We start from the raw sequence: 23,721 nt of genomic DNA on the forward strand, positions 1-23,721 counted from the left end.
AATTAACAACCAAAATTTAAAAAATGAAATTCTTTCAAAAATCATTGCTTTTACTAGCATTATCAGCATTTACTTTTGGGGCTGCCCAAGAAACTATTACCAACGAATCTGTGGTGCAAATGGTTGAACTTGGTTTTGATGATTACATGATAATTGATAAAATCAATACCTCAGATGTTAAGTTCGATGCTTCTATCTCTGCATTAGGGCAAATGAAAAATGCAGGTGTTTCTTCTGAAATACTGTCTTTAATTATGGACAAGTCTAAACAGAACACCATGTCCAAAACCGGTATTTACTATACAGATGCCAGTGGTGAAGATAAATTGGTTCAACCAAGTGTTTTCTCCGGCTCTAATTCTAACCAAGTGGCACAGAAATTAGTTTCTGGCTTAATTAACTCCAAGAAAAAAGCACAATTACCTAAAACACAATCTAACAATGTTATTCGCCAGAGTCAACCTGAATTTACATTTATCTTTGACCCAAGTGTAACTCAAGTAGATAATATGCAAAATAACCAAGGTGGAGATACCGGTATCTTTAACTGGTGGTTTAGAATGGCAAGTAACCCTAATGAGTTTGTTTTGGTAAAGCTCACTGTAAAAGAAAGAAAAAACCTTAGAGAAGTCGTTACCGGTAAAAGTAGCTGGATCACGAGCAGTAGTGGTATTGACCCTAAATACGCGCTTAATTTTGCTATAGAGGAAATTGAAGGTAACAAATTTAAAGTTACCCCTGATACTTTAGAGCCAGGCGAATATTGCTTTATCTACCAAGGGCAAGTACCTCAAGGTAGAGAAAACCAGTCAGTCTTTGATTTCTCTATTCAATAGAACCCTATTTTATTTGTTTTAATTAGACCCGATGTCAAAAAACATCGGGTCTAATTTTTAACCTGTTTTCTAACTTCTTCAATGATTAAATAATTCCCAATTACTTTAAAATTAATTTTTATCCACCTCTATTTTCATCATTAAAATCACATTTTTAACTTTTATAACTTTAAACCCCAGTATGAAAAAAATCATTTTATTAAGCTTCTTGATCCTCTCAGCAACCACAGTATTAACAGCCCAAGAATACAAAGTTATTACCAGCGTAGAATCTATTGTACCTAGTGGCCTAGGTAGATCACGAATTATAGATGCCAACGGAGACAGGGATTTTAAGGAGTTTACTTCTGAACAAACAGAAAACGACAATACCAGAAACAAATCTAAACGTAAGGATATTAGAGTTAAGGATTTTGAAGAAACCAAATTGCTTAACTTTTATAATATTGCGGGAATCCGTTTTCAGAACATTGCTGCCAATGATGCACTTATCTCTTCTAAACTAAGTGATATGGCGCAAAATGGATGGGAGCTAGTTTTCGTTACCAGTGGTGTTGAGGCAGATGCCGGAGATAAAGACGGGCAAGGTATTTTCATTACCCGATATATTTTTAAAAGATAAAACCAGCAAGAATAAAAAAAGCCCGGTACATACCGGGCTTTCTATTTTTATTAAATTAAGACTATTGCGCCAAATTAATTTCTACACGTCTATTCTTTTGTCTCCCATCTTTATACATATTCGTTGCAATTGGCTTACTTTCCCCATAACCTATAGCTGTTAGCCTAGAAGGTAAAATACCACCATCTATTAAAAACTGCAATACTGCCTGAGCCCTAGATTCTGACAATTTCTGATTAGTAGCTACAGAACCTATACTATCCGTATGACCTTCGATAGTGAAATTAGCGTTTGGATATTCATTCAAAATACGAATAATATCTACCAAAACAGGTGTTGACTCATCTTTAAGCGTAGATTTCCCCGTTGTAAACAAAATTGTTTTTGCATATTCGTTCAACGATTTCTGTACCTCAGCGGTAACCTCAGGTTCTGGACAACCATTATTAGCTACTGTGCCCATTTCATTTGGACACTCATCATCTTTATCAAATACTGAATCGCCATCAGAATCTGCCCAAGGACATCCGTTATTCTCTAAAGGTCCTGCTACATCTGGACATTGATCTTCATTATCCAATAAGGTATCACCATCACTATCAATCCATGGACATCCGTTATTTTCAACCGGTCCTGCTTCATCTGGACATTGATCTTTATTATCCAGAACAGAATCGCCATCAGCATCTCCCCAAGGACAACCATTGTTTTCTATTGGACCCGCTTTTTTAGGGCAACCATCTTCCTTGTTTGGTATACCATCTCCGTCAGAATCCTTAGGCTGACCGTAGTAAACAGGTACTTTTAAACCTGCGTAAACATCTGCACCTTGAATTTCATTCTTTGTAAAAGTTGATATCAACGAACCTGAACCAATATAAAGTGGTCCTGCACGTAAACCTGCACCTACTTGTAAGCCACTATACTGATAGCTACTCACCGGTAAATAAAAGCTAAACCATTTACTTTCAAAACGAGGTGTCAATGAAAATACATTTGCTGTTCTTAGGTTGTTTTCCCCGGCAGAACGCATGGATAAATCAGTATTAAAATTTAAATAGAAACTATTGTTTATACTCCAATCTGCATTAAAATGTAGCGCCGTTGGCAAGCCTGCCTTTAAGTCATCTGCAGTTTGCGTAAAAGTATATAAATTTCTAAGGTCCTCAGAATCTTCAATGTTGTCATAGTCATCTTGAGTAATGGTATTATTGATATTGTAACTATCCACCAAACTACCTTTATAGGTTACCGATCCAATATCTGTAAGTGACAATCCAAATTTAAGCTTGTACTTATTCTTATCTTTCATCACGGTTTTTTCACCGTCAGCACCTGTTACCACGTAGTCTTCATAATCTGGTCTCCACTCATACACGAAACCTAGATCAAAACCAAAACCGTTTGCATCTGGCACCTCATAATCATAGTCATCACCATCATACCGATCTGCACGGCCATAGATTAAATCTCCCGTAGATGTTAATGTACCTATTGTTGAATTATTTGGTAAGGTAGCCCCATCCGCATCATAATCAATAGTTACATTTCTACCGGTTACATAGGCATTACCAAAACCCTTAAGGTATTTGAACGAAAGTCCTCCTTTTAAAAAATGTTCTTCATTATTCATCAGCTCCTGTGCATACGTAAGACCTACTTCTGCCCAGCCATGGCCAGAAGCATAGAAATCTCCTTCGTTTACAATAAAATCTTGACTTTCATCAATGCTTTCATCAAGGTCATCAATACTTTCACCATTAAACTCATTTCCGGTTACAAATGTTCTTGCCCTGGTAAAAATGGCTATAGAAGATTTTTTACCTACATTGAACATGAATGACGGACCTAGGACATCAACATTTCCTGAAAAGTTATTATTATCCGATAGCGTTAGAATAGCATCTGTATCATAATCAAAATCACTTGAAACTAAATCTGAATACCCTACACCCACATAGTCATTGGCAAGAAAAGCACTTGCCCCAACTAAATTAATATCTGTTTTAAAACGGGAATCTGCAATATTTGCAGGGTTAGAAATTACACCGTTTACACCACTGTAATTATCGGTTAAAAAGCCTACATAAGATTGTGCTTTTGCTGTCAACGAAGCAATCATTATGATGGCGACTAATACTACTTTCTTCATACTTTTTGATTGGTTAATATGGTTCTTTAGACCCCTAACGGTTCATAATTAGGGATATTGTTAAAATGTGCTAATTTTCTTACTGGACTAGGTTTTGGACATAAAAAAACATCCGCATGATACGGATGTTTTGTTTTTATTAAGTTAAGTTAACGCTAAGCGTTTACGATCTTCTCTTGGTGGTTGATAGATTCTTGGTGAATAGCCTTGAACATACGAAGAACAAACTCTTCACTTAGTCCTTTACTTTCCCCTTCTAAAATCATTGCCCCTAGAATTTGATTCCATCTGTTAGACTGAAGAACCGCAACATTTTTTTGCTTTTTAAGTGCTCCAATACCATCAGAAATCTTCATTCTTTTTCCTAAAGTTTCTATCAATTGATTATCAATAATATCAATTTGAGCTCTTAGGTTACTTAATTCTGAATTGTATTCTGCTTCTGGATCACTTTCTTTTCTGATTCTAAGATCTCTCATTATCTGAACCAATTTTTCTGGTGTAACCTGCTGTGCAGCATCACTCCAAGCATTATCTGGATCGTGGTGAGTTTCGATCATCAGTCCGTCAAAATTTAAATCTAAAGCAGTTTGTGATACATCAAAAATCATATCACGCTTACCGGTAATATGCGAAGGGTCGTTGATTAATGGAAGATCAGGAAACTTGTTCTGAAATTCAATCGCTACTTGCCATTCTGGTATGTTTCTATACTTTGTTTTTTCGTACGTAGAAAAACCTCTGTGTATTGCTCCAAGCTTTTTAATACCTGCAGTATGCAGTCTCTCTATACCGCCTAACCATAAAGCCAAATCTGGATTTACAGGATTCTTAACCAATACAATCTTGTCTGTTCCCTGTAAAGCGTCTGCCAATTCTTGCATGATAAACGGACTCACAGTTGATCTAGCTCCTATCCACAATAAATCAATATCATGCTCTAAAGCCAATTCTACGTGTGCACGGTTAGCAACTTCCGTTGCTGTTTTCAAGCCTGTTTCAGCCTTAACTTTCTGTAGCCACTTAAGACCTAATGCACCTACACCTTCAAAATTTCCTGGGCGAGTACGAGGTTTCCATATACCGGCTCTGTAATAGTTTACATCGGTATCTTTTAGGGAGTGTGCTATACCTAACACTTGTTCCTCGGTTTCCGCACTACATGGCCCTGCTATTACTAGTGGATGGTCAAGGTTTAAATCATCCAACCATGTTCTCATTTGTTTTGAATTTTCCATTTTTACTTATTCTATTTCTTGTTTAACGGTATTTCTTTTTAATATTCCTTTAATCTTATTCGTATTATTCATTTCATTATATATGCCCTCGTAATCATCTTTCTGCAGCAATTCTTTAAATGCCGTAAGATTTTGAATGTATTCTTCTAATGTTTCGACTACATTCTCTTTATTCTGCTTGAAAATTGGGGTCCACATGGCTGGCGAACTTTTTGCCAAACGTACCGTGCTTTCAAATCCACTACCCGCCATATCAAAAATATCGCGTTCGTTCTTCTCTTTCTCGATCACTGTCTTACCCAACATAAATGAACTTATATGCGATAAATGCGATACGTAAGCTATGTGTTTATCATGGGCAATAGGGTTCATATAGCGTATTCTCATACCAATAGCTTGAAAAACCTTTAATGCCATCTCTTGAAGTTTAAAAGCGGTAAGCTCTACCTCGCAAATGATATTCGTTTTGTCTTTGAACAAATTATGAATAGCTGCGGACGGACCAGAAAATTCAGTTCCTGCAATAGGATGACATGCTAAAAAGTTTCTTCTCTTAGGATGATTTTCTAACACCTTACAAATCATGGATTTCGTTGAACCTACATCAAAAACTACGCAATCTTCATTGACTGCATCTAATATTTTTGGAAGCTCAGTTACCATGACATCTACAGGTATACTTACAATGACCATGTCTGCTATTTGTAAGTCTTGATAGGTCGCTTTCTTATCAATTATGCTCAATGACTGTGCTTCAGTCAAATGTGCATCATTAGAATCTACGCCATAAATAGTGACGTTGTCTATGGCAGATTTTATATCTCTCGCCAAAGAACCTCCAATTAAACCGATACCTATTACAAATACATTCATAATGTTTCACTAACCCCTCTAATAGAGAGAAATAATTTTTAACTACTTTTTATTGTTCGTGTTGATTTTAATTATTCAAACCTTTTAATTGCTTCTTTAATTTTATCTCTTGTTATACAAAGTGAAAAGCGAATATAGCCTTCACCATTACTGCCAAATATGGTACCCGGAGTAATGAACAAATCTTTTGTATATAATATATTGTCTATAAATTCTTCTGATGATACACTACCCTTTGGCAATTTTGCCCAAACGAACATACCTACAGCTTCTCTATCATAGCTGCACCCAAGCGTATCTGCCAATTGAAAAATAAGTTCTCTACGCTCACGGTATACTGCATTCAAATTTTTGAACCATTCTTCAGTGCTTTCCAAAGCCGCTATAGCTCCTTTCTGTATTCCGTAGAACATACCAGAATCCATATTGCTCTTCACTTTTAAAATAGCATTGATATGCTCATCACTACCTAATACAAAACCTACACGCCAACCGGCCATATTAAACGTTTTGCTCAATGAATTCAGTTCTAAACACACCTCTTTTGCATTAGGAATGCTTAAAATACTTGCAGGTTCTGGATTTAATACAAAACTATACGGATTGTCGTTTACCAATAGAATATCAAGTTTCTTGGCAAATGCTACCATTTTCACAAACTGCTCTTTAGTTGCCGAAGCACCTGTTGGCATATGTGGGTAACTCAACCACATGATCTTTACTTTAGATAAATCTTGTTTCTCCAATTCTTCTAAATCAGGAAACCAGCCAGTATCTGCAGTAAGGTCATAATATTTAGGTACTGCCCCTACCAAATTCGTTACCGACGTATATGTGGGGTACCCAGGATTAGGAATTAACACTTCATCTCCTTCATTTAAAAACGCAAGGCTAATATGCATGATACCCTCCTTAGAACCCATTAACGGCAAAATTTCAGTATTTGGATCAGCAACTACATGAAATCTATTGGTATAAAAATTGGCTATCGCGGCTCTTAACTGAGGTAAACCTTGGTAACTTTGATATTGATGTGCACCGCTTTCCAATACCGCTTGGTGCATGGCATTCAACACCTCTTGAGATGGAGCCAGATCTGGACTACCAATCCCCATATTTATGATAGGCTTACCCTGGGCCATTAACCCGCGTACCTCTCTCAACTTTTTTGAGAAGTAGTATTCCTGTATGGTATTTAACCTGTTGGCAGTACGTATCATTGTCTTACATTTTTATATTCGCCCAAAATCTTAAAGTCTTCTGCCATGATGTCCAATAGACTTTTAGCCTTAGTGAAATCTGCATATTCGGTAAATGTGACATCTACAAAAAATGCATATTTCCATGGTGTTTCTATTACTGGCAACGACTGTATTTTTGTCAAATTCAATCGGCAATCGCTCATAACATTAAGTACAGCCGCCAAACTACCCCTTTTATGGTCGGTAATGAACCGTAACGAAGCTTTGGTAATATCAGCCTTTGGCAACACATTATTTTTTGTCTTTACAATGATAAAACGAGTAGCATTATTTTTGATCGTTTGTATGTCGCTCGCTACGATGTCCAACTCATATAATTCTGATGCAACTTTGGGAGCTATCGCCGCTACGTGCTTTAATTTCTGTTCTTGAATGCGCTTGGCAGTCTCTGCAGTATCTACATCCTCTACCAATTTAACATGTGGATATTGCCTAAAATACTCCTTACACTGCAACAATGCCATAGGGTGAGAACTAACCTCTTTTATATCTTCAATTTTTTGACCCTTCAACACCATAAGATGATGATGAATATTTAAATAGTATTCACCAATAATGTGTAAGTTATTATGATTTACCAAAGCGTAATTAGGAATTATGGAACCGGCGATAGAATTTTCAATAGCCATAATACCCTGATCTGCTTCTTTAGACAACAATTTATCTACCAAAGCATCAAAAGAAAGACATTCTACTAACTGAATATCATCACCATAATAATCTTTTGCAACCTGGTGATGGTTACTTCCTTTTATTCCTTGAATGGCTATTTTTAAACTCATAATTACTAATTCTTTCCGCAAACCCGACCGACTACGCCCAGGTTGATCTTAACTTTCAAATTACATTTCGTTATCACTATTATAATCTGGATTTCAACCAAAAAAAAAGTTCCGACATATATCGGAACTTAGATTCTATTTTATTTTTAAAATATACTACAACAGTCCCGTACCTCTCTTAAAAAAGAAGTAAAAATAAAAACCGTTCCAGAAATATTGTTTTGTCATTGTGCTTGTAAACTTTGGCTAAAGTAGTAATTATATTTAAAAATGACAGTTTTGGAATTTATTTTTTTCAAAAAATCAATTTCTATCTCAAAAAGCTAAGGTTTTGTGTTAAAAATTGAACATACTCATATACATAATCCAAAACACCCCTCTAAAATGGATGTACAAAAACTAAAAAATTAACCTCATCAGAAAAAACAATCGATGACCGCATCTAACTCCCCTTGTATTTTAGGATCGGTACTATTGATCAGTATAGAGAACACCAATTGTTGTTCTGGATATATAAAGAAATTAGAATAACCGCCTACCCCACTACCCACATGACCGTAGAACTTTCTACCTTTTGCATCTTCACTAACCTGCCAACCTAATCCATAGTACGTAGAATTACCATTTACTTGTTGTGCGGTTAAAAATTGATTCAAAATTTCTTCTTTGACTTCAACTTTCTTATCTAAAAATGCTAGTCCAAATTTTGCTATATTTTCTGAGGTAGATAAATACCCACCACCTGCTAGTTTGTAAAAATTATCAACAGGTACTGCCTTTCTAAACCCTTTAATTCCCTTCGTGTAAAATGTAGCTACATGGTTTTGTTCTTCGGATGATGCAATAGTGTTAACATCTATACCTGATTTCTTATAATTATCATCTGGATAACAATTTGGAATGCATGTGTTTTTCATACCTAGGGGATTCAATACATTCTCCTGTACATATTCTTCAAAGGGAATTCCGCTTGCTTCCTGCATTGCCGCAGAAATCATAACCCAGCCAAAACTATTGTATAAATATTCCGTTCCCGGCTCAAAAACCAATGGATCATACTTGAATAGGGATAAGCTATCCCTAATACTTAATGGCTCGTTCAAAGCAAATTCTTTGCCTTTGTAAACTCGTAAACCTGCGGTGTGACTAGCTAATTGGCGAATGGTAAAACCCCATTCTTTTTTAGGATAATCTGGTAGGTAGGTAACGAAAGATTCATCTAGATCAATGAGCCCTTCTTGAACCATATGCGCCAATGCCGTAGCTGCCAAAGGTTTTGATACACTTGCAATTCTAAATATCGATTTTCTTGGGTCTACATAATGTTTTTTATCAATATCGGTATACCCGTATCCTTTTTGAAAAATAGTTTTTCCGCTTTTTAGAACGGTAATTGCCAATCCTGGGAATTTGTCTGCGGCAAACATACCTTTTAATAGTGCATCGGCTTTTACCAATCCGGTCAAAGCGGGGGCATCTCGCAACACTCGTTTAGCAGCGAACACATTTTTCAGATATTTTAAAATGGGATTCATTCCACAAAAATCAGTCGTCCATTATACAATTTTTCTACTTCTACTATAGTAGGTCTATTAAAGCTTTGTAAGTCTCCAGTACCTCTTAACACACCGGTTAAACTTTCTTGCGGATTCACTAAAACATCATTAGACCCCCTATGATTTACATTTACACGTTGCGCAATTAGGTTTTGAGCTTCAATTCTAGCATCTCCTGCTGCAATACTAATATTGAACGTCTCTGCATTTCCTTTTAATCGGAAATATGAAATTCCATTACTGGTAATGCTTACACTAGATACGTTTAACTCTAAATTGAACTCCCCATCTGTGGTTTCTGCTTCTGGATTGGTAAAACTTTCTGAAAACAAGCTTAAACTATTAAAAGCCAACACACCGTCACTCTGGATCGGAAACCCGGTACTACTACGAATACTGGTTAAATTTGGTGTTGTAACATAGATGGTAGTTGTAGCATAATCTCGAACATAATTACAATCGTTCGTATCGGTAAGTAATAAGCGTCCATTTTCAACAACTGCTGCCACTTCATTACGAAGATTCTCACCGGTTTCAATTTCCACTTTTTGTGTATCTCCTTGCTTCACCACTAAAGTGATATTTTCAAATACAGTAATGGCGGTAAATTCTTCTACCATAACTTCTTCTCGTATCAAATCACCTGTACTCTGAAAACAATCGGAAGCATTTTCTGAATCGCAAGAAATACATAGTAGCAATAATACAAACATAGCAGACAAGGTTAAAAGTCCTTGACCCATTTCCTTTGCTTTAAAATTTATCCTCTGTTTTTTATTTTCTAACATCCTATTGCTACAACCTTATTCCTATTCCAAATTCTACCGCTTCTGCTTTTGCTCCATGGGATTTTAAAGTAACTGCCCCAAACATCTTGTCACCAAAATAACGTTTTAGCCCCACGCGCAAATACGTGCGCCCTTCAAAATCAAAAGGGTAATACACATAATATCCAAATTGAGAAATCATGGATACTTTATTAATGAACAACTCATGCCCAAGAAAAACACCTACTCTTTTATGATCATCGTCTAAATCAATATCTTTCTCTGGAAAAGCAATACTTTGGTACCTAATCAACTCTTTTAAGAAATTAGAAAAATATGCATCTGCCCCTAATTGAAGTGCACTTTTTCTTCCTATCCTTTTATCTGCATATGCAGAAAGAACGACAAAGCCATATTGCCCAGAATCAATGACATCACTTTCGTTCAAACCTGCTCTTAAAGCAAAGTTGTAACGCAAAGGCTCGGTCACTTTTTCCTTATCTCTATGTATATATTCTATTTCTTTACCTCCGTCTAGATCATAGATAACACCTGCATTAAAAGCTAGCGTATTAGTAGATGTATTTGGTGCCCTAAAGTTGGCATTTGAATAATGTAATAAAGAAATACCTGCCTTGAAACCCAATCCTTTTATAATATTCTCCTTGTGGTAATTGAACATTAAATAGGTAGAACTCAACACATCAGAACCATAGGCGTTATTTCTAAAGTTGGTTACCTTGTCATACGGATTGGTAGCATACGAGACTCCTTGCCCAACACGCAGCTGTACATTTCTATTAAATAGATAGAAGTTATAGTGGGCGTATAATCCGTAATTATCCCCTAACGTACTATTATTAGAATTCTGATAAACAAAAGAATAGCCTAAATCCGGATAGTTATATAATTCTTCCCAGGCTTCAGATCCGTACGTTTTACGATTGTAGCTTAAAATTACGCCACCCGGATGCGAGGTAATCAAATGTGATATATCTGGATTATGCAACATGATGGAACCATAAAACTGGTTAACATCAAACGTATACTTTTTTTTCTCAGAAGCTTCTTGCGCAAAACAGAAACTTACCGATAGCATTACAATGGTTAGAAACTTAAAATTCATTGAGGGCAAAAATAGTTATAAGTACGAAGTACCATATACAAAGTACCAAGTTCTTTCTTACAAATTACTTTAATTACTAAGGCAACGATGTCACATCGAGTGAATTTAGGAGGCACGAAGAAATTTTTATCGAGAAACTATCATGTTCCAAAGATTCTCGGTACATTTTCACATCTCCGTTACTCTTCGATATAAAACACTTGAACTGACAATTTAGCTTCCCAATTCTAGAACAACGCTTGCGCAATAGCCTTAATATTATCAGATTTACCCATAGAATAGTAATGTAACACAGGTACCCCGGCGGCTTTCAGTTCCTTAGATTGTTGAATTGCCCATTCTATACCTACTTTACGCACATCTTTGTTGGTAGCACAACCATCTACAGCTTCAATTAATTCTTGTGGTAAGTCTATTCTAAATACTTGCGGTAATAACTGCATGTGTCTCTTAACTGCAATAGGTTTTATCCCCGGAATAATTGGTACCGTAATTCCAATATTTTTAGCAGCTTCTACAAACTCAAAATACTTCTGATTGTCAAAAAACATTTGTGTGACCACATAATCCGCACCGGCATCTACTTTTTCTTTCAATCGTTTTAAATCTGATTGTAGAGATGGAGATTCTAAGTGCTTCTCAGGATAACCCGCCACACCTATACAGAAATCACTGCAGTGTTCACTTTCTATGGTTTCATGCAAATACTTACCACAGTTTAGCTTCTGAATTTGTTTTACCAAATCAATTGCAAAAGGATGTCCGCCATCCGTAGCTTCAAAATACTTCTGCTCACTACGGGCATCGCCACGTAAGGCCATTACATTTTGTATACCTAGATAATGGCAATCTACCAACATGTATTCCGTTTCTTCACGGGTGAATCCGCCACAAATAACATGTGGCACCGTATCCACATTGTACTTATGCTGAATAGAAGCACAAATACCAACAGTACCAGGTCGCATACGTGTCGTCTTTTTGTCTAACAAGCCTTCTTTCTTTATATAAATGGTCTCTTCTCGAGATGTGGTTACATCAATAAACGGAGGATTAAATTCCATCAACGGATCAATATTATTGTACAATTCCTGAATGTTGCGTCCCTTGACAGGTGGAACTATTTCAAATGAAAAAAGCGTTTTTCCTTTTGCGTTGGTTATATGGTCTGTTACTTTCATAAGCCCCCTAGCCCCCCAAGGGGGAACTTTTTCTCGGGTATTTTTAATTATCTATAAATCATTTAACAATTTGAGCAACCCAAATTAATATTTTTTCAACTTCTTAGTTTCATTTTATGCTTTTCAATATTCTCGAATAGTTTTCCTCCAGAACATAATTCCCCCTTTGGGGGTTAGGAAGCTTCTACAATATTGGGCGCTAACCATTTTTCAGCCAGTTCAAAAGAAATATCCTTCCGATCAGCAAAATCTTTCACCTGGTCATCTTTAATTTTACCCAATCCAAAATAGCGCGCTTCGGGATTCCCAAAATAATACCCGCTAACCGATGCTGCCGGCCACATAGCCAAACTATCCGTCAGTTCTACACCAATAGTCTCCTTCACTTTTAAAATTTCCCAAATGGTCAATTTCTCCAAATGATCCGGACACGCAGGGTAACCCGGTGCTGGGCGAATACCTTTGTATGATTCTTTAATTAAATCTTCATTGCTCAAATCTTCATTTGCAGCATAACCCCAATGTTTCATACGGACTTCCTTATGCAAATATTCCGCAAAAGCTTCTGCCAACCTATCTGCCAAAGCTTTTACCATAATGGAATTATAATCATCTAAATCGGCTTCATATTTTGCCGCTAATTCCGCAGTCCCAAAACCTGTAGACACACAGAAACAACCTATATAATCTTGTTTCCCGGACTCTTTGGGTGCTATAAAATCTGACAAAGCATAATCGGCAACGCCTTCTCTACGTTCTAATTGTTGACGTAGGGTTCTAAAAGTATAATTTTTCTTCGCATCGGCTCCGCTAAGCGACCCGGTATTCTCATCTAAATTTAAGCTTGTATGAACTAAAATATCATCATCATTAACAGCGTTTGCCGGGAATAAACCGAAAATACCTTTTGCTTTTAATTTCTTCTCAGAAATGATCTTATTTAGCATTTCCTGGGCATCAACAAAAAGATCTGTGGCTTGTTCACCAACAACATCATCGGTCAAAATTGCCGGATACTTACCATGCAATTCCCAACTTCTAAAAAACGGTGTCCAGTCAATGTACGGTATCAGTAGATTTAAATCTAAATCTTCAATAACTTGAACACCCAATTTGTTTGGTTTTACAATTTCAGATGCATTCCAATCGATCTTAAACTTATTCCTCCGTGCCGCTGCAATAGATTTGTATGTTTTGCTTGAAGAGCGATTTAAAAACTTTCCACGAAAAACATCGTAATCATCTTTAATGCTTTTCTTGTAGCCAACAGCGGTTTCCTTCTGCAATAAATCTCCCACAACGGTAACTGCTCTAGAGGCATCATTTACATGCACAACAGCTTCTTTGTACTGTGGGTCTATCTTAACCGCCGTATGCGCCTTACTAGTTGTAGCACCACCTATCAACAAAGGAATCTTAAAATCTTTACGTTCCATTTCCTTTGCCAAATGCACCATCTCATCTAATGATGGCGTAATCAATCCGCTAAGTCCTATAATATCCACATTATGCTCAATAGCGGATGCTATGATTTTTTCTGGCGCTACCATAACCCCTAAATCAACTATCTCATAATTGTTGCAAGCCAGTACTACACTCACAATATTTTTACCAATATCATGAACGTCTCCTTTTACCGTTGCCATTAATATTTTACCAACACCCTTTTCATCATTGTCCTGCGGGTTCAATAGTTTTTCTTCTTCTATAAATGGTAATAAGTAAGCTACCGCCTTTTTCATTACTCGGGCAGATTTTACAACTTGTGGTAAAAACATTTTTCCACTTCCGAATAAATCTCCAACCACATTCATACCGGTCATTAAGTTCTCTTCAATGACTTCAATAGGCTTATCTGAAGCCAACCTGGCTTCTTCTACATCTTCAAGTATATATTGGTCAATTCCTTTGACCAAGGCACGCGTAATTCTATCCTGCAACGGCTCTTCTCGCCAAGACAAATCAATCTTACTTTCCTTTGTTTTTCCAACAACAGAATCTGCAAAGTCAAGCAAACGCTCTGTAGCATCATCTCTTCTATTCAGAATAACATCTTCTACACGCTCCAGTAAATCTTTTGGAATATCATCATAAACTTCTAGCATGCTTGGGTTCACGATTCCCATATTCATACCTGCTTTTATAGCATGGTACAAGAATACGGAATGCATTGCTTCACGCACAGGATTATTTCCCCTAAACGAAAATGACACATTACTTACACCACCACTAACACTTGCATGTGGTAGATTTTTACGCACCCACCTTGTTGCTTCTATAAAATCTATGGCATTAAGCTTATGCTCATCCATACCTGTAGCGACCGGAAAAATATTTAAATCGAAAATAATATCTTCCGGAGCAAAATTTACTTTGTTTACCAAAACGTCATAAGAACGTTTGGCGATTTCTATACGGCGTTCATAATTATCTGCCTGCCCTACCTCATCGAACGCCATAACAATTACGGCTGCTCCATAACGTTTTATCAACTTTGCATGATGTAAAAATTGCTCTTCACCTTCTTTTAAACTGATGGAATTTACCACACATTTACCTTGAACAACCTGTAGGCCTGCCTCTATGATTTCCCATTTAGAACTATCGATCATGATGGGCACACGAGAAATATCTGGCTCAGAGATAACAAGATTCAAAAATTTGACCATGGCTTCCTTACCATCGATCAAACCATCATCCATGTTAATATCAATGACCTGGGCCCCATTCTCTACCTGCTCTCTAGCAACCGCCAATGCCTCTTCAAACTTCTCTTCTTTTACAAGACGTAGAAACTTTTTAGAACCAGCTACGTTTGTACGTTCACCAACGTTTATGAAGTTGGTTTCGGGGGTTACGATTAGGGGTTCTAAGCCGCTCAACCGTAGATATCTGGTTGTTGGTTGTCGGTTGTTGGTTATTGGTATTTCAGACCTATTGTTCATCTAATCTATATCACTTTTTAAAATAATTGATAAATCCATTTATCAATTTCTTACAGCTAATAATTCTCTTATTAATAGCTTCAAAATCATCATTCTCAATATAATTCAAATCAAGGGCTATATAAATTTGAGTTTCCAACTCATACAACGAACCTCTTGAAATATGTAAAAACTGTATCGTGTCAGCAGCTGTCCTTCTTCCGCATCCTTCTGCTATGTTAGAAGGAATAGATACAGCACATCGTCTAAGTTGATTAGTAAGTCCATAAGTCTCTTCTTTTGGAAACGACTTGGTCATAGTATAAATATCCTTCACAAGAATTCTTGACTCCCTCCAAACATCCAATTCTGTATAGACTTTCATAGTATTACTATTTTTTATCCAACAACTAACAACCGACAACCGACAACTAAAATTGACGCGGAGCGAAATTTTCCACTACCTCAGCTATCGCCGTAATATGTTCAGGAGTGGTTCCACAACAGCCACCTACTATATTTACTAGTCTTTTCTCTGCATATTCTTTTATTTGTTCCGCCATTTGCGCCGGAGTCTCGTCATATTCTCCAAAGGCGTTTGGCAAACCTGCATTGGGGTGTGCAGACACCGCATGCTCACTTTTGACCGACAAGACCTCTAAATGAGGTACTAACTGATCTGCCCCTAATGCGCAATTAAACCCAACCGATAAAATAGGAATATGAGAAATGGATATTAGAAATGCTTCTGCGGTTTGTCCGGACAATGTTCTACCCGAAGCATCTGTAATGGTACCGCTCACCATGATCGGCACATCTATACTACGTTCTTCTTTTACTTCTTCTATTGCAAACAATGCCGCTTTTGCATTCAAGGTATCAAAAATGGTTTCTACCAATAAAATATCAGACCCACCATCTAACAAAGCTTCTACTTGTTGCTTGTACGCAATACGTAGTTCATCAAAAGAAATAGCACGAAAACCGGGGTCGTTTACATCTGGCGACATACTCGCCGTTTTGTTTGTAGGCCCTATACTACCCGCAACAAACCTTGGTTTGCTTGGCTCTTTCTTGGTGAATTCATCAGCTACCATTTTAGCAATACGCGCAGATTCATAATTCAACTCATACACTAAATCTTCCATGTAATAATCTGCCATAGCTATCGTGGTACCAGAAAATGTATTGGTTTCTACGATATCTGCCCCCGCCTCAAAATATTTACGGTGTACCTCAGCAATTGCTTCTGGTTGTGTTAATGATAATAAATCATTATTACCCTGTAATGGGTGCTCCCAATCTTTAAAACGTTCTCCCCTAAAATCTTCCTCAGTAAATTTATAGCGTTGTAGCATGGTACCCATAGCACCATCTAATATGAGAATTCGCTCTTTTAATATTTCCTTTATATCCTTCATTTTACGTAGCAAAATTTTATACGTTCAATAAAAAACTAATACGAAATCAAGTAAGGAAAGTTCGGCTAGATGCCTTTTCTTAAGTTATCTGTCTTTAAAATGCTATATAGAAAAGCACTTTCTGCACAAGTACGCAGAACAAAGATAGAATGTAGCACCTTCTTTTCCATAACGGAAAGGGTTGCCAAGGTTTCAATGGGTCTAGTCCCTCCACCTTTCTTGATAACGTTTCAATCTATTTATGAACTATTTGCAAAGTAACGGCACAATATACTCTAATCCAAAACTTTAATAGGTTTTTTACCCAACATAGTTTTAGAAAATTGTAATAAAAAACCTCTAGAATCATAAACAACCTAGAGGTTTTACGGACCAAATTATAACTTTATGCGATACTTTGTACTACTTCTTTTTTGGCTTCTTTCTTAGAACCATCAAACCCTTCTACTCCCCCTACAGTGGTGTATTTCATAACATAACGCTTACCCGGGTTGATTTGTTGGTATGCATATTGACACATTACCGCTGCTTCATGGAAACCTGAAAGTATTAATTTCAACTTGCCCTCATAGGTATTAACATCACCAATAGCGTATACGCCCGGTATGTTGGTCTGGTAATCTTTTGCGTTATTTACCTTAATGGCATTCTTCTGAATCTCTAAGCCCCAATCACCTATAGGTCCTAATTTTGGTGAAAGACCGAATAACGGAATAAAATTATCTACTTCTAAATAGGTGTCTTCTTTTTCTTTGTCGGTGTGCTTAATAACCACTGCTTTAAGTTCATTTTCACCGTGTAGCTCTTTTACCTCAGCTTTGGTAATCAGCTTGATTTTACCCAATTTCGCCAGCTCAGATGCTTTCTCAACAGAATCTAAAGCTCCCCTAAACTCATCTCTTCTGTGTACCAAAGTTACTTCTGAAGCTACGTCGGTTAAGAATATAGCCCAGTCTAAAGCTGAATCTCCACCACCGGCAATCACCACTTTTTTGTCACGATATACTTCTGGGTCTTTAATCATATAAGAAACACCGGTATCTTCAAAATTTACAATATTTGATATAGGTGGTTTTCGTGGTTCAAACGAACCCAGACCTCCTGCAATTACCACTACAGGAGCATTATGTTGTGTTCCTTTATTTGTCGTTACAACAAATGAACCATCTTCTAATTTATCTAAAGTTTCAGCTCTTTCTCCCAAAGTGAAGCCTGGTTCGAAAGGCTTAATTTGCTCCATTAAATTATCTACCAAAGTACCTGCCAAAATTTCTGGAAATGCAGGGATATCGTAAATAGGTTTTTTAGGATATATCTCTGAACATTGACCGCCTGGTTGTGGCAATGCGTCTATTAAATGCGTTTTTAACTTTAATAATCCTGCTTCAAACACCGTAAATAATCCGGTTGGTCCCGCTCCTATGATGAGCATATCTGTTTTAATCATAATTTTCTTTTTACTAAAAAGTAATAAGTACTAAACACAAAGTTACCATTGTACTATACATCACTTTTTAACTTCTTTAATTTCTCTTAATCTATCTACTCTTTACTTAGTACTTTGTACTATTTACCCTAAACTTATTTCTACTTCGCTAAACCGAGCATTCTCTTGTGAATACTGATTTTTAGCTGCTTCTAATGCTTCGCGATGCTTTACTACTTCGCCAATGATAATGATTGCAGGATTAGCAAGATTTTCTTTCTCCACTACATCTACTATTGTATCGATAGTCGCAATGCCTACTTTTTCATTCTTACGGGTCCCGTTTTGAATTATAGCGATTGGCATATGCGATTTACCTTCAGTCTTGAATAACGCTACAATTTGTGGCAGTTTAGACATCCCCATCAATATGACCACTGTTGCACTACTTTTTGCAGCTAAAGCAACATCGGTAGATAATTTATGCTCTTTTGTAGTTCCTGTAATTACCCAAAAACTTTCTGATGAACCTCTTTTGGTTACGGGTATGTTTTGATATGCCGGCACACTTAAACTTGAAGAAATACCTGGTACCATTGCCACTTCTAAACCATGTGACGCTGCGTATTCCATTTCTTCTGAACCACGACCAAATACAAACGGATCACCGCCTTTTAATCGTACCACGTGCCCGTCAGATTTTGCTTTACTAACAATTAGCTCATTTATTTGCTCTTGTTGATATGCATAGCATCCTTTACGCTTACCTACAAAAATCAATTCAGCATTATCAGCGTACTTTAGCAACTCTTCGTTAACCAAAGCATCATATAAAACAACATCTGCATTTTCTAGCGTTTTGATTGCTTTTAAAGTGATGAGATCTATATCACCAGGTCCCGCTCCCACAACAGTCAACCTCCCTTGACTTTGCGTGGGAGTATCAACTATTGAATTGATTGTTTTTTGATTGGATAGATTATTAGTATGCATGTTATGCTTCTGCTAATTCTTGTTCTCTAAACTTTGCAACTGTCTCTAAGAATACTTTGGCATCTTTGATATATGACTGGGCAAATTCTTTTGTTGGTTCGTTCTGATTTAATTGTAGTACCAGTTTTTCGAATCCGCCTGCAACTTGTATTCTTCCGCCTGTTACAAATTTCTCATCAAAATCCTTAATAATACTGGCATGGGTATTCACCTTAGTGTTCTCTGAGGTCAACATTGCTTTCGCAGAATTTACCATGGAAGCATATGCGTGATAGATACTTGCAGACCATTTCTCTGCATGGAACATGTCTTGTGCGTTCTGTATTTTCTCTTCACTCTCAAAAAGAAGGGTTGCAATCAAATCGATAACCACACCCGCACACTCACCTACACCAATTGCTTTCTCATAACGTTCCGTATTTCCCCAGTCAATGAAATCTTCTGGTGTTAAATCATCTACAGATGAAAGTGGTGTTAGAAAATCGTAGAAATACATTTGCCCTTTTTCAGCGTAGTAATCCGGAAATGATAAATCGCCACCATTCGCATCAAAATCATTTAAGATCAAACGCAATGCTTCTGGACCTCTTTTACTGGGCACTTTTACTACTTTATCCGCAAAACGACCTTGACCGTTACCATCTGTGCTACCACCTAGCAATACCTGTAATGCCGGCGCAACTAATTTATCTTTTGTACGAACCGACATTCCCTGGAAACCAATATTTGCCATATTGTGCTGTCCACATGCGTTCATACAACCACTGATTTTTATTACAACATCTTCATTATTGATATAATCAGGATATTCTGTTTTTATTACTCTTTCTAATTCCTCCGCTATACCTGTACTACTTGCAATACCCAAGTTACAGGTATCTGTACCTGGGCAAGCTGTAATATCTAGCGCTTTGTTGTAACCTGCTTCCGCAAAACCTAATTTCTTTAATTCCGTATAGAAAAAGGCAACGTTTTCTTCTTTTACAAACGGAATTAATATGTTTTGACGCAATGATAATCTTAATTCACCCGCTGCATATTTCTGTACCAAATTCGCTAACAAACGTGCTTTATCCGTATAGAAATCCCCCAGCAACACTTTAATACCCAAAGCCACATAGCCTGGTTGTTTCTGCGGAACTACATTTGTAGATTTCCACTGCTCAAATTCTATTGAATCTGCTATATCAACTGCAGGAACTTTTAAATCCGATACTTTTGTTTTTGGATAGTCTTCTGGATCAATAGGAAACGTATCAAAAGGCACAGCCGTTTTCTCAGCAGCCAATAATTCTTTGAATCCGTCCAAACCTAAATCTTTTAACAAGAATTTCATTCTTGCCTTTGCTCTACTCTTACGTTCACCGTAGCGATCAAAAACACGTATTACGGTTTCCATTAACGGAATAATTTGATCTGCAGGCAAGAAACTATATAATTCATCTGCATGTCTTGGCTGAGAACCTAATCCGCCACCTAACATCACTTTAAAACCTACTTCTCCATTTTCGATTTTAGCGATAAAACCCAAATCGTGCATGTATGATAAACCGGTATCCGCATCACTCGCCGAGAAAGAAACTTTAAACTTACGACCCATTTCTTGAGACACAGGGTTTCTTAAAAAGTATTGAAACAATGCATGGGCATAAGGCGAAACATCAAAAGGTTCTTCTACATCTATACCGGCAGTTTCACTTGCCGTTACATTTCGTACTGTGTTACCACAAGCTTCCCTTAACGTAATATCATCTTTTTCTAATTCTGACCATAACTGGGGAGTCCTATTCAAATCCACATAATGGATCTGAATATCTTGACGTGTAGTAATATGCAATCTACCTGTAGAATACTCATCGGACACATCGCAAATACGCAGCAATTGCTGAGAAGTCACCTTACCATAAGGCAATTTAATACGGATCATTTGAACGCCTTCTTGACGCTGACCGTATACACCACGAGCCAAACGAAGACTTCTAAATTTCTCCTCATCTAATTTGCCGCCATGGAACTCATGAATCTTACGTTCCAGTTCTAAAATATCTTTAGCAACTACTTGATTCTCTATTTCTGTTCTAAAACTTTGCATAATCCCCACCCGACCTCCACTAAAGGGAGGAGCTTTTTAAAGGTCATTTTTAATTAACATTATTCTATCTACCCTATAGGATATATAGATTTAAAAGCAACACTTAATCCCCAACCTCCCTCTTTTTAGGATGTTGGGGATTTATTTACTGTATAAAACCAGCCCCTACGGTACTATTTGATTTCGTATCGATCAATATAAAAGAACCGTTTGTTCTATGATTTTTAAACTGATCAAAGAAAATTGGTTTATTTAAACGGAAACTAACCTGGGCAATATCATTCATACCCAATGCATCTGTTTCTGAATCAATACCTGAATAATCTGGAGCTATCTTATGATGTACTTGTTCTACCTTTGCCAATACCTTGTTGACTCCGTGTTGTACGATATATTTATTCCCTGCAGCTAACGGCAATGAATCCATCCAAGAGATTGTAGCAGTAAATTGCTTATCAACCGTTGGTAAATCATTAGCCTTCACTAACATGTCACCACGACTTAAATTAATTTCATCGTCTAACGTAATCGTAACCGAAGAACGTCTTGATGCTGTTTTGTATTTTTTATCGTGGAAATAAATATCCTTTATTTTTGAACGCGTCTGCGATGGAAGCGCTACTACCTCATCACCTACACTTAACTCACCGCCGTACACTTTACCAGCAAATCCTCTAAAATCATGATGCTCATCTGTCTTTGGGCGGATAACATATTGCACCGGAAAACGTGGCGTACCTGCATTGAAAATATCTTTTCTATCCAAAGCCTCAAAATGCTCTAGCAAAGATTGTCCTTTATACCAAGGTGTCTTTTCAGATAAATTTACTACGTTATCCCCTTTTAAGGCACTAACCGGAATAAAAGTTATTTTCTGATCTTGATAATCCCTTTTTGCCATCAATGCTTCAAAATCAGCTTTTATAGCATTGTATTTTTCCTCGGAATAATCTACCAAGTCCATCTTATTAATAGCCACTACCACATCTTTGATGCGCAATAGATTATTAATAAAAAAGTGTCTGTTTGTTTGCTCGATTACACCTTTACGTGCATCTATCAATATAATTGCCGCTTGAGATGTAGATGCACCTGTAACCATGTTACGGGTATATTCTACGTGACCCGGGGTATCTGCTATAATGTAACTTTTCTTTGCCGTAGAAAAATAGATATGAGCCACATCTATGGTAATACCTTGCTCACGCTCTGCTACCAAACCATCTGTTGCCAAAGAAAAATCTAAATAATCGTATCCCTTTTGCTTACTGGTCTTTTCTATTGCTTCTAACTTATCACTGGTCAAAGATTTTGTATCGTAAAGCATTCTTCCTATCAAGGTACTTTTACCATCATCTACACTACCCGCTGTTGCTATTTTTAGTACTTCCATTTTAAAGCTATTAGCCCTTCGCTATATGCTATTGGCTTTTAATATTATTGTTATTGCTAGCGGCTAATCATTTAACTGCCTACTGCGACCGAATACTGTTTTCTAGAAGTACCCTTGTTGTTTTCTTTTCTCCATTGCTGCTTCTGAACGCTTGTCATCTATACGTGCGCCACGCTCTGAAATGGATGAATCCCTAATTTCTTCTACTACTTTGTCAATGGATTCCGCATCTGAAAGTACTGCTGCCGTACAGGACATATCGCCCACTGTACGAAAACGGACCAATCTTTCTTCTACTACCTCATCTTCTTCCCTAAATACGATACCGTCTTCCGCAGACCATATCATACCATCTCTTAAGAACGTCTTACGCTTGTGCGCAAAGTAAATCGACGGAATTTCAATTTGCTCTTCTTTGATATAAGACCACACGTCTAATTCTGTCCAATTGGATATTGGGAAGACTCTTACATTCTGACCCAATTCTATTTGCCCGTTCAACATATCGAACAACTCTGGGCGCTGGTTACGCTCATCCCATTGACCGAAATCATCACGAACAGAAAAAATACGTTCTTTAGCACGTGCCTTTTCTTCATCTCTACGTGCACCACCGATACAAGCATCGAACTTAAATTCTTCGATGGCATCTAATAATGTTGTTGTCTGAAGGCTATTTCTACTGGAATATCTACCTGATTCCTCTTTTACTTTACCTTGATCAATTGAATCTTGCACATTACGAACAATGAGTTCCAACCCTAACTCTTCTACCAATCTATCTCTAAATTCGATCGTTTCAGGAAAGTTATGACCTGTATCTATATGCATTAAAGGAAAAGGAATTTTAGAAGGCCAAAATGCTTTTTGAGCCAACCGAACCAATGTAATTGAATCTTTTCCTCCTGAAAACAAAAGTACCGGCTTCTCAAACTGAGCAGCAACTTCCCTTATGATATAGATAGCCTCGTTTTCAAGGGCATTTATATGGGCGGTATCTTTTAAAAGTTCTTGAGAAAGTGTTACTTCCAATTCCGTACTTGTATTACTCATTCTATATTTCTTAGATAAATTATC

The 23,721-nt window shown here is 37.1% G+C and carries 19 protein-coding genes and 1 riboswitch; of the genes, 2 read left to right on the forward strand and 17 right to left on the reverse strand.

Going from position 1 to position 23,721, the window contains the following annotated elements; translation table 11 throughout:
- The first annotated feature begins 23 nt into the window (after nt 1–23).
- Together BW936_RS14720 and BW936_RS14725 are read left to right on the forward strand one after the other, a co-directional pair.
- Nucleotides 24–836: a hypothetical protein gene (locus tag BW936_RS14720; protein ID WP_076549512.1), complete on the forward strand. Its 813-nt coding sequence runs from the start codon at nt 24–26 to the stop codon at nt 834–836.
- 181 nt (nt 837–1,017) lie between these two features.
- A complete protein-coding gene (locus tag BW936_RS14725; RefSeq protein ID WP_076549514.1) occupies nt 1,018–1,458 on the forward strand; it encodes a hypothetical protein in 441 nt (146 codons plus the stop codon).
- A gap of 61 nt (nt 1,459–1,519) precedes the next feature.
- On the opposite strand, the gene BW936_RS14730 is transcribed toward BW936_RS14725, so the two are convergent.
- The 17 genes from BW936_RS14730 to cysD all read right to left on the reverse strand — a co-directional run bounded on the left by BW936_RS14730 (nt 1,520) and on the right by cysD (nt 23,697).
- Entirely contained in the window at nt 1,520–3,610 is a 2,091-nt protein-coding gene (locus BW936_RS14730; RefSeq protein ID WP_076549516.1) for a DUF5723 family protein, read from the reverse strand.
- Nucleotides 3,611–3,765: 155 nt separating this feature from the next.
- Nucleotides 3,766–4,848, reverse strand: coding sequence for a bifunctional 3-deoxy-7-phosphoheptulonate synthase/chorismate mutase type II (locus tag BW936_RS14735; protein ID WP_076549518.1), 1,083 nt, complete (start codon nt 4,846–4,848; stop codon nt 3,766–3,768).
- 6 nt (nt 4,849–4,854) lie between these two features.
- A complete protein-coding gene (locus BW936_RS14740; RefSeq protein WP_076549520.1) occupies nt 4,855–5,721 on the reverse strand; it encodes a prephenate dehydrogenase in 867 nt (288 codons plus the stop codon).
- A 71-nt stretch (nt 5,722–5,792) separates the two neighbouring features.
- Nucleotides 5,793–6,941 carry a pyridoxal phosphate-dependent aminotransferase gene (locus tag BW936_RS14745; RefSeq protein WP_076549522.1) on the reverse strand — a complete coding sequence of 383 codons (1,149 nt, stop codon included), beginning with the start codon at nt 6,939–6,941 and terminating at the stop codon, nt 5,793–5,795.
- Nucleotides 6,938–7,765, reverse strand: a complete 828-nt coding sequence (locus BW936_RS14750; RefSeq protein ID WP_076549525.1) for a prephenate dehydratase — start codon at nt 7,763–7,765, stop codon at nt 6,938–6,940. The genes BW936_RS14745 and BW936_RS14750 overlap by 4 nt, the downstream gene beginning before the upstream one ends.
- Nucleotides 7,766–8,181: 416 nt before the next feature.
- Nucleotides 8,182–9,300, reverse strand: coding sequence for a serine hydrolase domain-containing protein (locus tag BW936_RS14755; protein WP_076549527.1), 1,119 nt, complete (start codon nt 9,298–9,300; stop codon nt 8,182–8,184).
- A complete protein-coding gene (locus BW936_RS14760) occupies nt 9,297–10,064 on the reverse strand; it encodes a head GIN domain-containing protein (protein WP_076549732.1) in 768 nt (255 codons plus the stop codon). The genes BW936_RS14755 and BW936_RS14760 overlap by 4 nt, the downstream gene beginning before the upstream one ends.
- A 52-nt stretch (nt 10,065–10,116) precedes the next feature.
- Complete coding sequence (locus BW936_RS14765; protein ID WP_076549529.1) at nt 10,117–11,214, reverse strand: acyloxyacyl hydrolase; 1,098 nt, start codon at nt 11,212–11,214, stop codon at nt 10,117–10,119.
- Between the two features lie 227 nt (nt 11,215–11,441).
- Nucleotides 11,442–12,395, reverse strand: a complete 954-nt coding sequence (metF, locus tag BW936_RS14770; protein WP_076549530.1) for a methylenetetrahydrofolate reductase [NAD(P)H] — start codon at nt 12,393–12,395, stop codon at nt 11,442–11,444.
- A 173-nt stretch (nt 12,396–12,568) separates the two neighbouring features.
- Complete coding sequence (gene metH, locus BW936_RS14775; protein ID WP_076549532.1) at nt 12,569–15,340, reverse strand: methionine synthase; 2,772 nt, start codon at nt 15,338–15,340, stop codon at nt 12,569–12,571.
- Between the two features lie 10 nt (nt 15,341–15,350).
- Complete coding sequence (locus BW936_RS14780) at nt 15,351–15,704, reverse strand: four helix bundle protein (RefSeq protein WP_076549535.1); 354 nt, start codon at nt 15,702–15,704, stop codon at nt 15,351–15,353.
- Between the two features lie 46 nt (nt 15,705–15,750).
- Entirely contained in the window at nt 15,751–16,740 is a 990-nt protein-coding gene (locus BW936_RS14785) for a homocysteine S-methyltransferase family protein (protein ID WP_076549537.1), read from the reverse strand.
- A 114-nt stretch (nt 16,741–16,854) separates the two neighbouring features.
- Nucleotides 16,855–16,969, reverse strand: a riboswitch (SAM riboswitch).
- Nucleotides 16,970–17,125: 156 nt separating this feature from the next.
- Nucleotides 17,126–18,187, reverse strand: a complete 1,062-nt coding sequence (locus tag BW936_RS14790) for an NAD(P)/FAD-dependent oxidoreductase (RefSeq protein ID WP_076549539.1) — start codon at nt 18,185–18,187, stop codon at nt 17,126–17,128.
- Nucleotides 18,188–18,310: 123 nt separating this feature from the next.
- The gene (gene cobA, locus BW936_RS14795; RefSeq protein ID WP_084182100.1) at nt 18,311–19,159 is read right to left on the reverse strand and encodes a uroporphyrinogen-III C-methyltransferase; all 849 of its coding nucleotides are present in this window, start codon (nt 19,157–19,159) and stop codon (nt 18,311–18,313) included.
- A gap of 1 nt (nt 19,160) precedes the next feature.
- Nucleotides 19,161–21,251 (reverse strand): HEPN domain-containing protein, encoded by a 2,091-nt coding sequence (locus tag BW936_RS14800; protein ID WP_076549541.1) that lies wholly within the window; start codon nt 21,249–21,251, stop codon nt 19,161–19,163.
- A gap of 145 nt (nt 21,252–21,396) precedes the next feature.
- Nucleotides 21,397–22,644, reverse strand: coding sequence for a sulfate adenylyltransferase subunit 1 (locus tag BW936_RS14805; protein WP_076549543.1), 1,248 nt, complete (start codon nt 22,642–22,644; stop codon nt 21,397–21,399).
- A gap of 102 nt (nt 22,645–22,746) precedes the next feature.
- Nucleotides 22,747–23,697, reverse strand: a complete 951-nt coding sequence (gene cysD / locus BW936_RS14810) for a sulfate adenylyltransferase subunit CysD (protein WP_076549545.1) — start codon at nt 23,695–23,697, stop codon at nt 22,747–22,749.
- Nucleotides 23,698–23,721 lie beyond the last annotated feature (24 nt).

Origin of the sequence: Maribacter ulvicola (assembly GCF_900155985.1) — a bacterium.
GTDB lineage: Bacteria > Bacteroidota > Bacteroidia > Flavobacteriales > Flavobacteriaceae > Maribacter > Maribacter ulvicola.

What these genes read in the sequence shown, in the direction of transcription:
- BW936_RS14720 (WP_076549512.1), top strand. Translation starts at nt 24, where the DNA reads ATGAAATTCTTTCAAAAATCATTGCTTTTACTAGCATTATCAGCATTT.
- BW936_RS14725 (WP_076549514.1), top strand. Translation starts at nt 1,018, where the DNA reads ATGAAAAAAATCATTTTATTAAGCTTCTTGATCCTCTCAGCAACCACA.
- BW936_RS14730 (WP_076549516.1), bottom strand. Translation starts at nt 3,610, where the DNA reads ATGAAGAAAGTAGTATTAGTCGCCATCATAATGATTGCTTCGTTGACA.
- BW936_RS14735 (WP_076549518.1), bottom strand. Translation starts at nt 4,848, where the DNA reads ATGGAAAATTCAAAACAAATGAGAACATGGTTGGATGATTTAAACCTT.
- BW936_RS14740 (WP_076549520.1), bottom strand. Translation starts at nt 5,721, where the DNA reads ATGAATGTATTTGTAATAGGTATCGGTTTAATTGGAGGTTCTTTGGCG.
- BW936_RS14745 (WP_076549522.1), bottom strand. Translation starts at nt 6,941, where the DNA reads ATGATACGTACTGCCAACAGGTTAAATACCATACAGGAATACTACTTC.
- BW936_RS14750 (WP_076549525.1), bottom strand. Translation starts at nt 7,765, where the DNA reads ATGAGTTTAAAAATAGCCATTCAAGGAATAAAAGGAAGTAACCATCAC.
- BW936_RS14755 (WP_076549527.1), bottom strand. Translation starts at nt 9,300, where the DNA reads ATGAATCCCATTTTAAAATATCTGAAAAATGTGTTCGCTGCTAAACGA.
- BW936_RS14760 (WP_076549732.1), bottom strand. Translation starts at nt 10,064, where the DNA reads ATGGGTCAAGGACTTTTAACCTTGTCTGCTATGTTTGTATTATTGCTA.
- BW936_RS14765 (WP_076549529.1), bottom strand. Translation starts at nt 11,214, where the DNA reads ATGAATTTTAAGTTTCTAACCATTGTAATGCTATCGGTAAGTTTCTGT.
- metF (WP_076549530.1), bottom strand. Translation starts at nt 12,395, where the DNA reads ATGAAAGTAACAGACCATATAACCAACGCAAAAGGAAAAACGCTTTTT.
- metH (WP_076549532.1), bottom strand. Translation starts at nt 15,340, where the DNA reads ATGAACAATAGGTCTGAAATACCAATAACCAACAACCGACAACCAACA.
- BW936_RS14780 (WP_076549535.1), bottom strand. Translation starts at nt 15,704, where the DNA reads ATGAAAGTCTATACAGAATTGGATGTTTGGAGGGAGTCAAGAATTCTT.
- BW936_RS14785 (WP_076549537.1), bottom strand. Translation starts at nt 16,740, where the DNA reads ATGAAGGATATAAAGGAAATATTAAAAGAGCGAATTCTCATATTAGAT.
- BW936_RS14790 (WP_076549539.1), bottom strand. Translation starts at nt 18,187, where the DNA reads ATGATTAAAACAGATATGCTCATCATAGGAGCGGGACCAACCGGATTA.
- cobA (WP_084182100.1), bottom strand. Translation starts at nt 19,159, where the DNA reads ATGCATACTAATAATCTATCCAATCAAAAAACAATCAATTCAATAGTT.
- BW936_RS14800 (WP_076549541.1), bottom strand. Translation starts at nt 21,251, where the DNA reads ATGCAAAGTTTTAGAACAGAAATAGAGAATCAAGTAGTTGCTAAAGAT.
- BW936_RS14805 (WP_076549543.1), bottom strand. Translation starts at nt 22,644, where the DNA reads ATGGAAGTACTAAAAATAGCAACAGCGGGTAGTGTAGATGATGGTAAA.
- cysD (WP_076549545.1), bottom strand. Translation starts at nt 23,697, where the DNA reads ATGAGTAATACAAGTACGGAATTGGAAGTAACACTTTCTCAAGAACTT.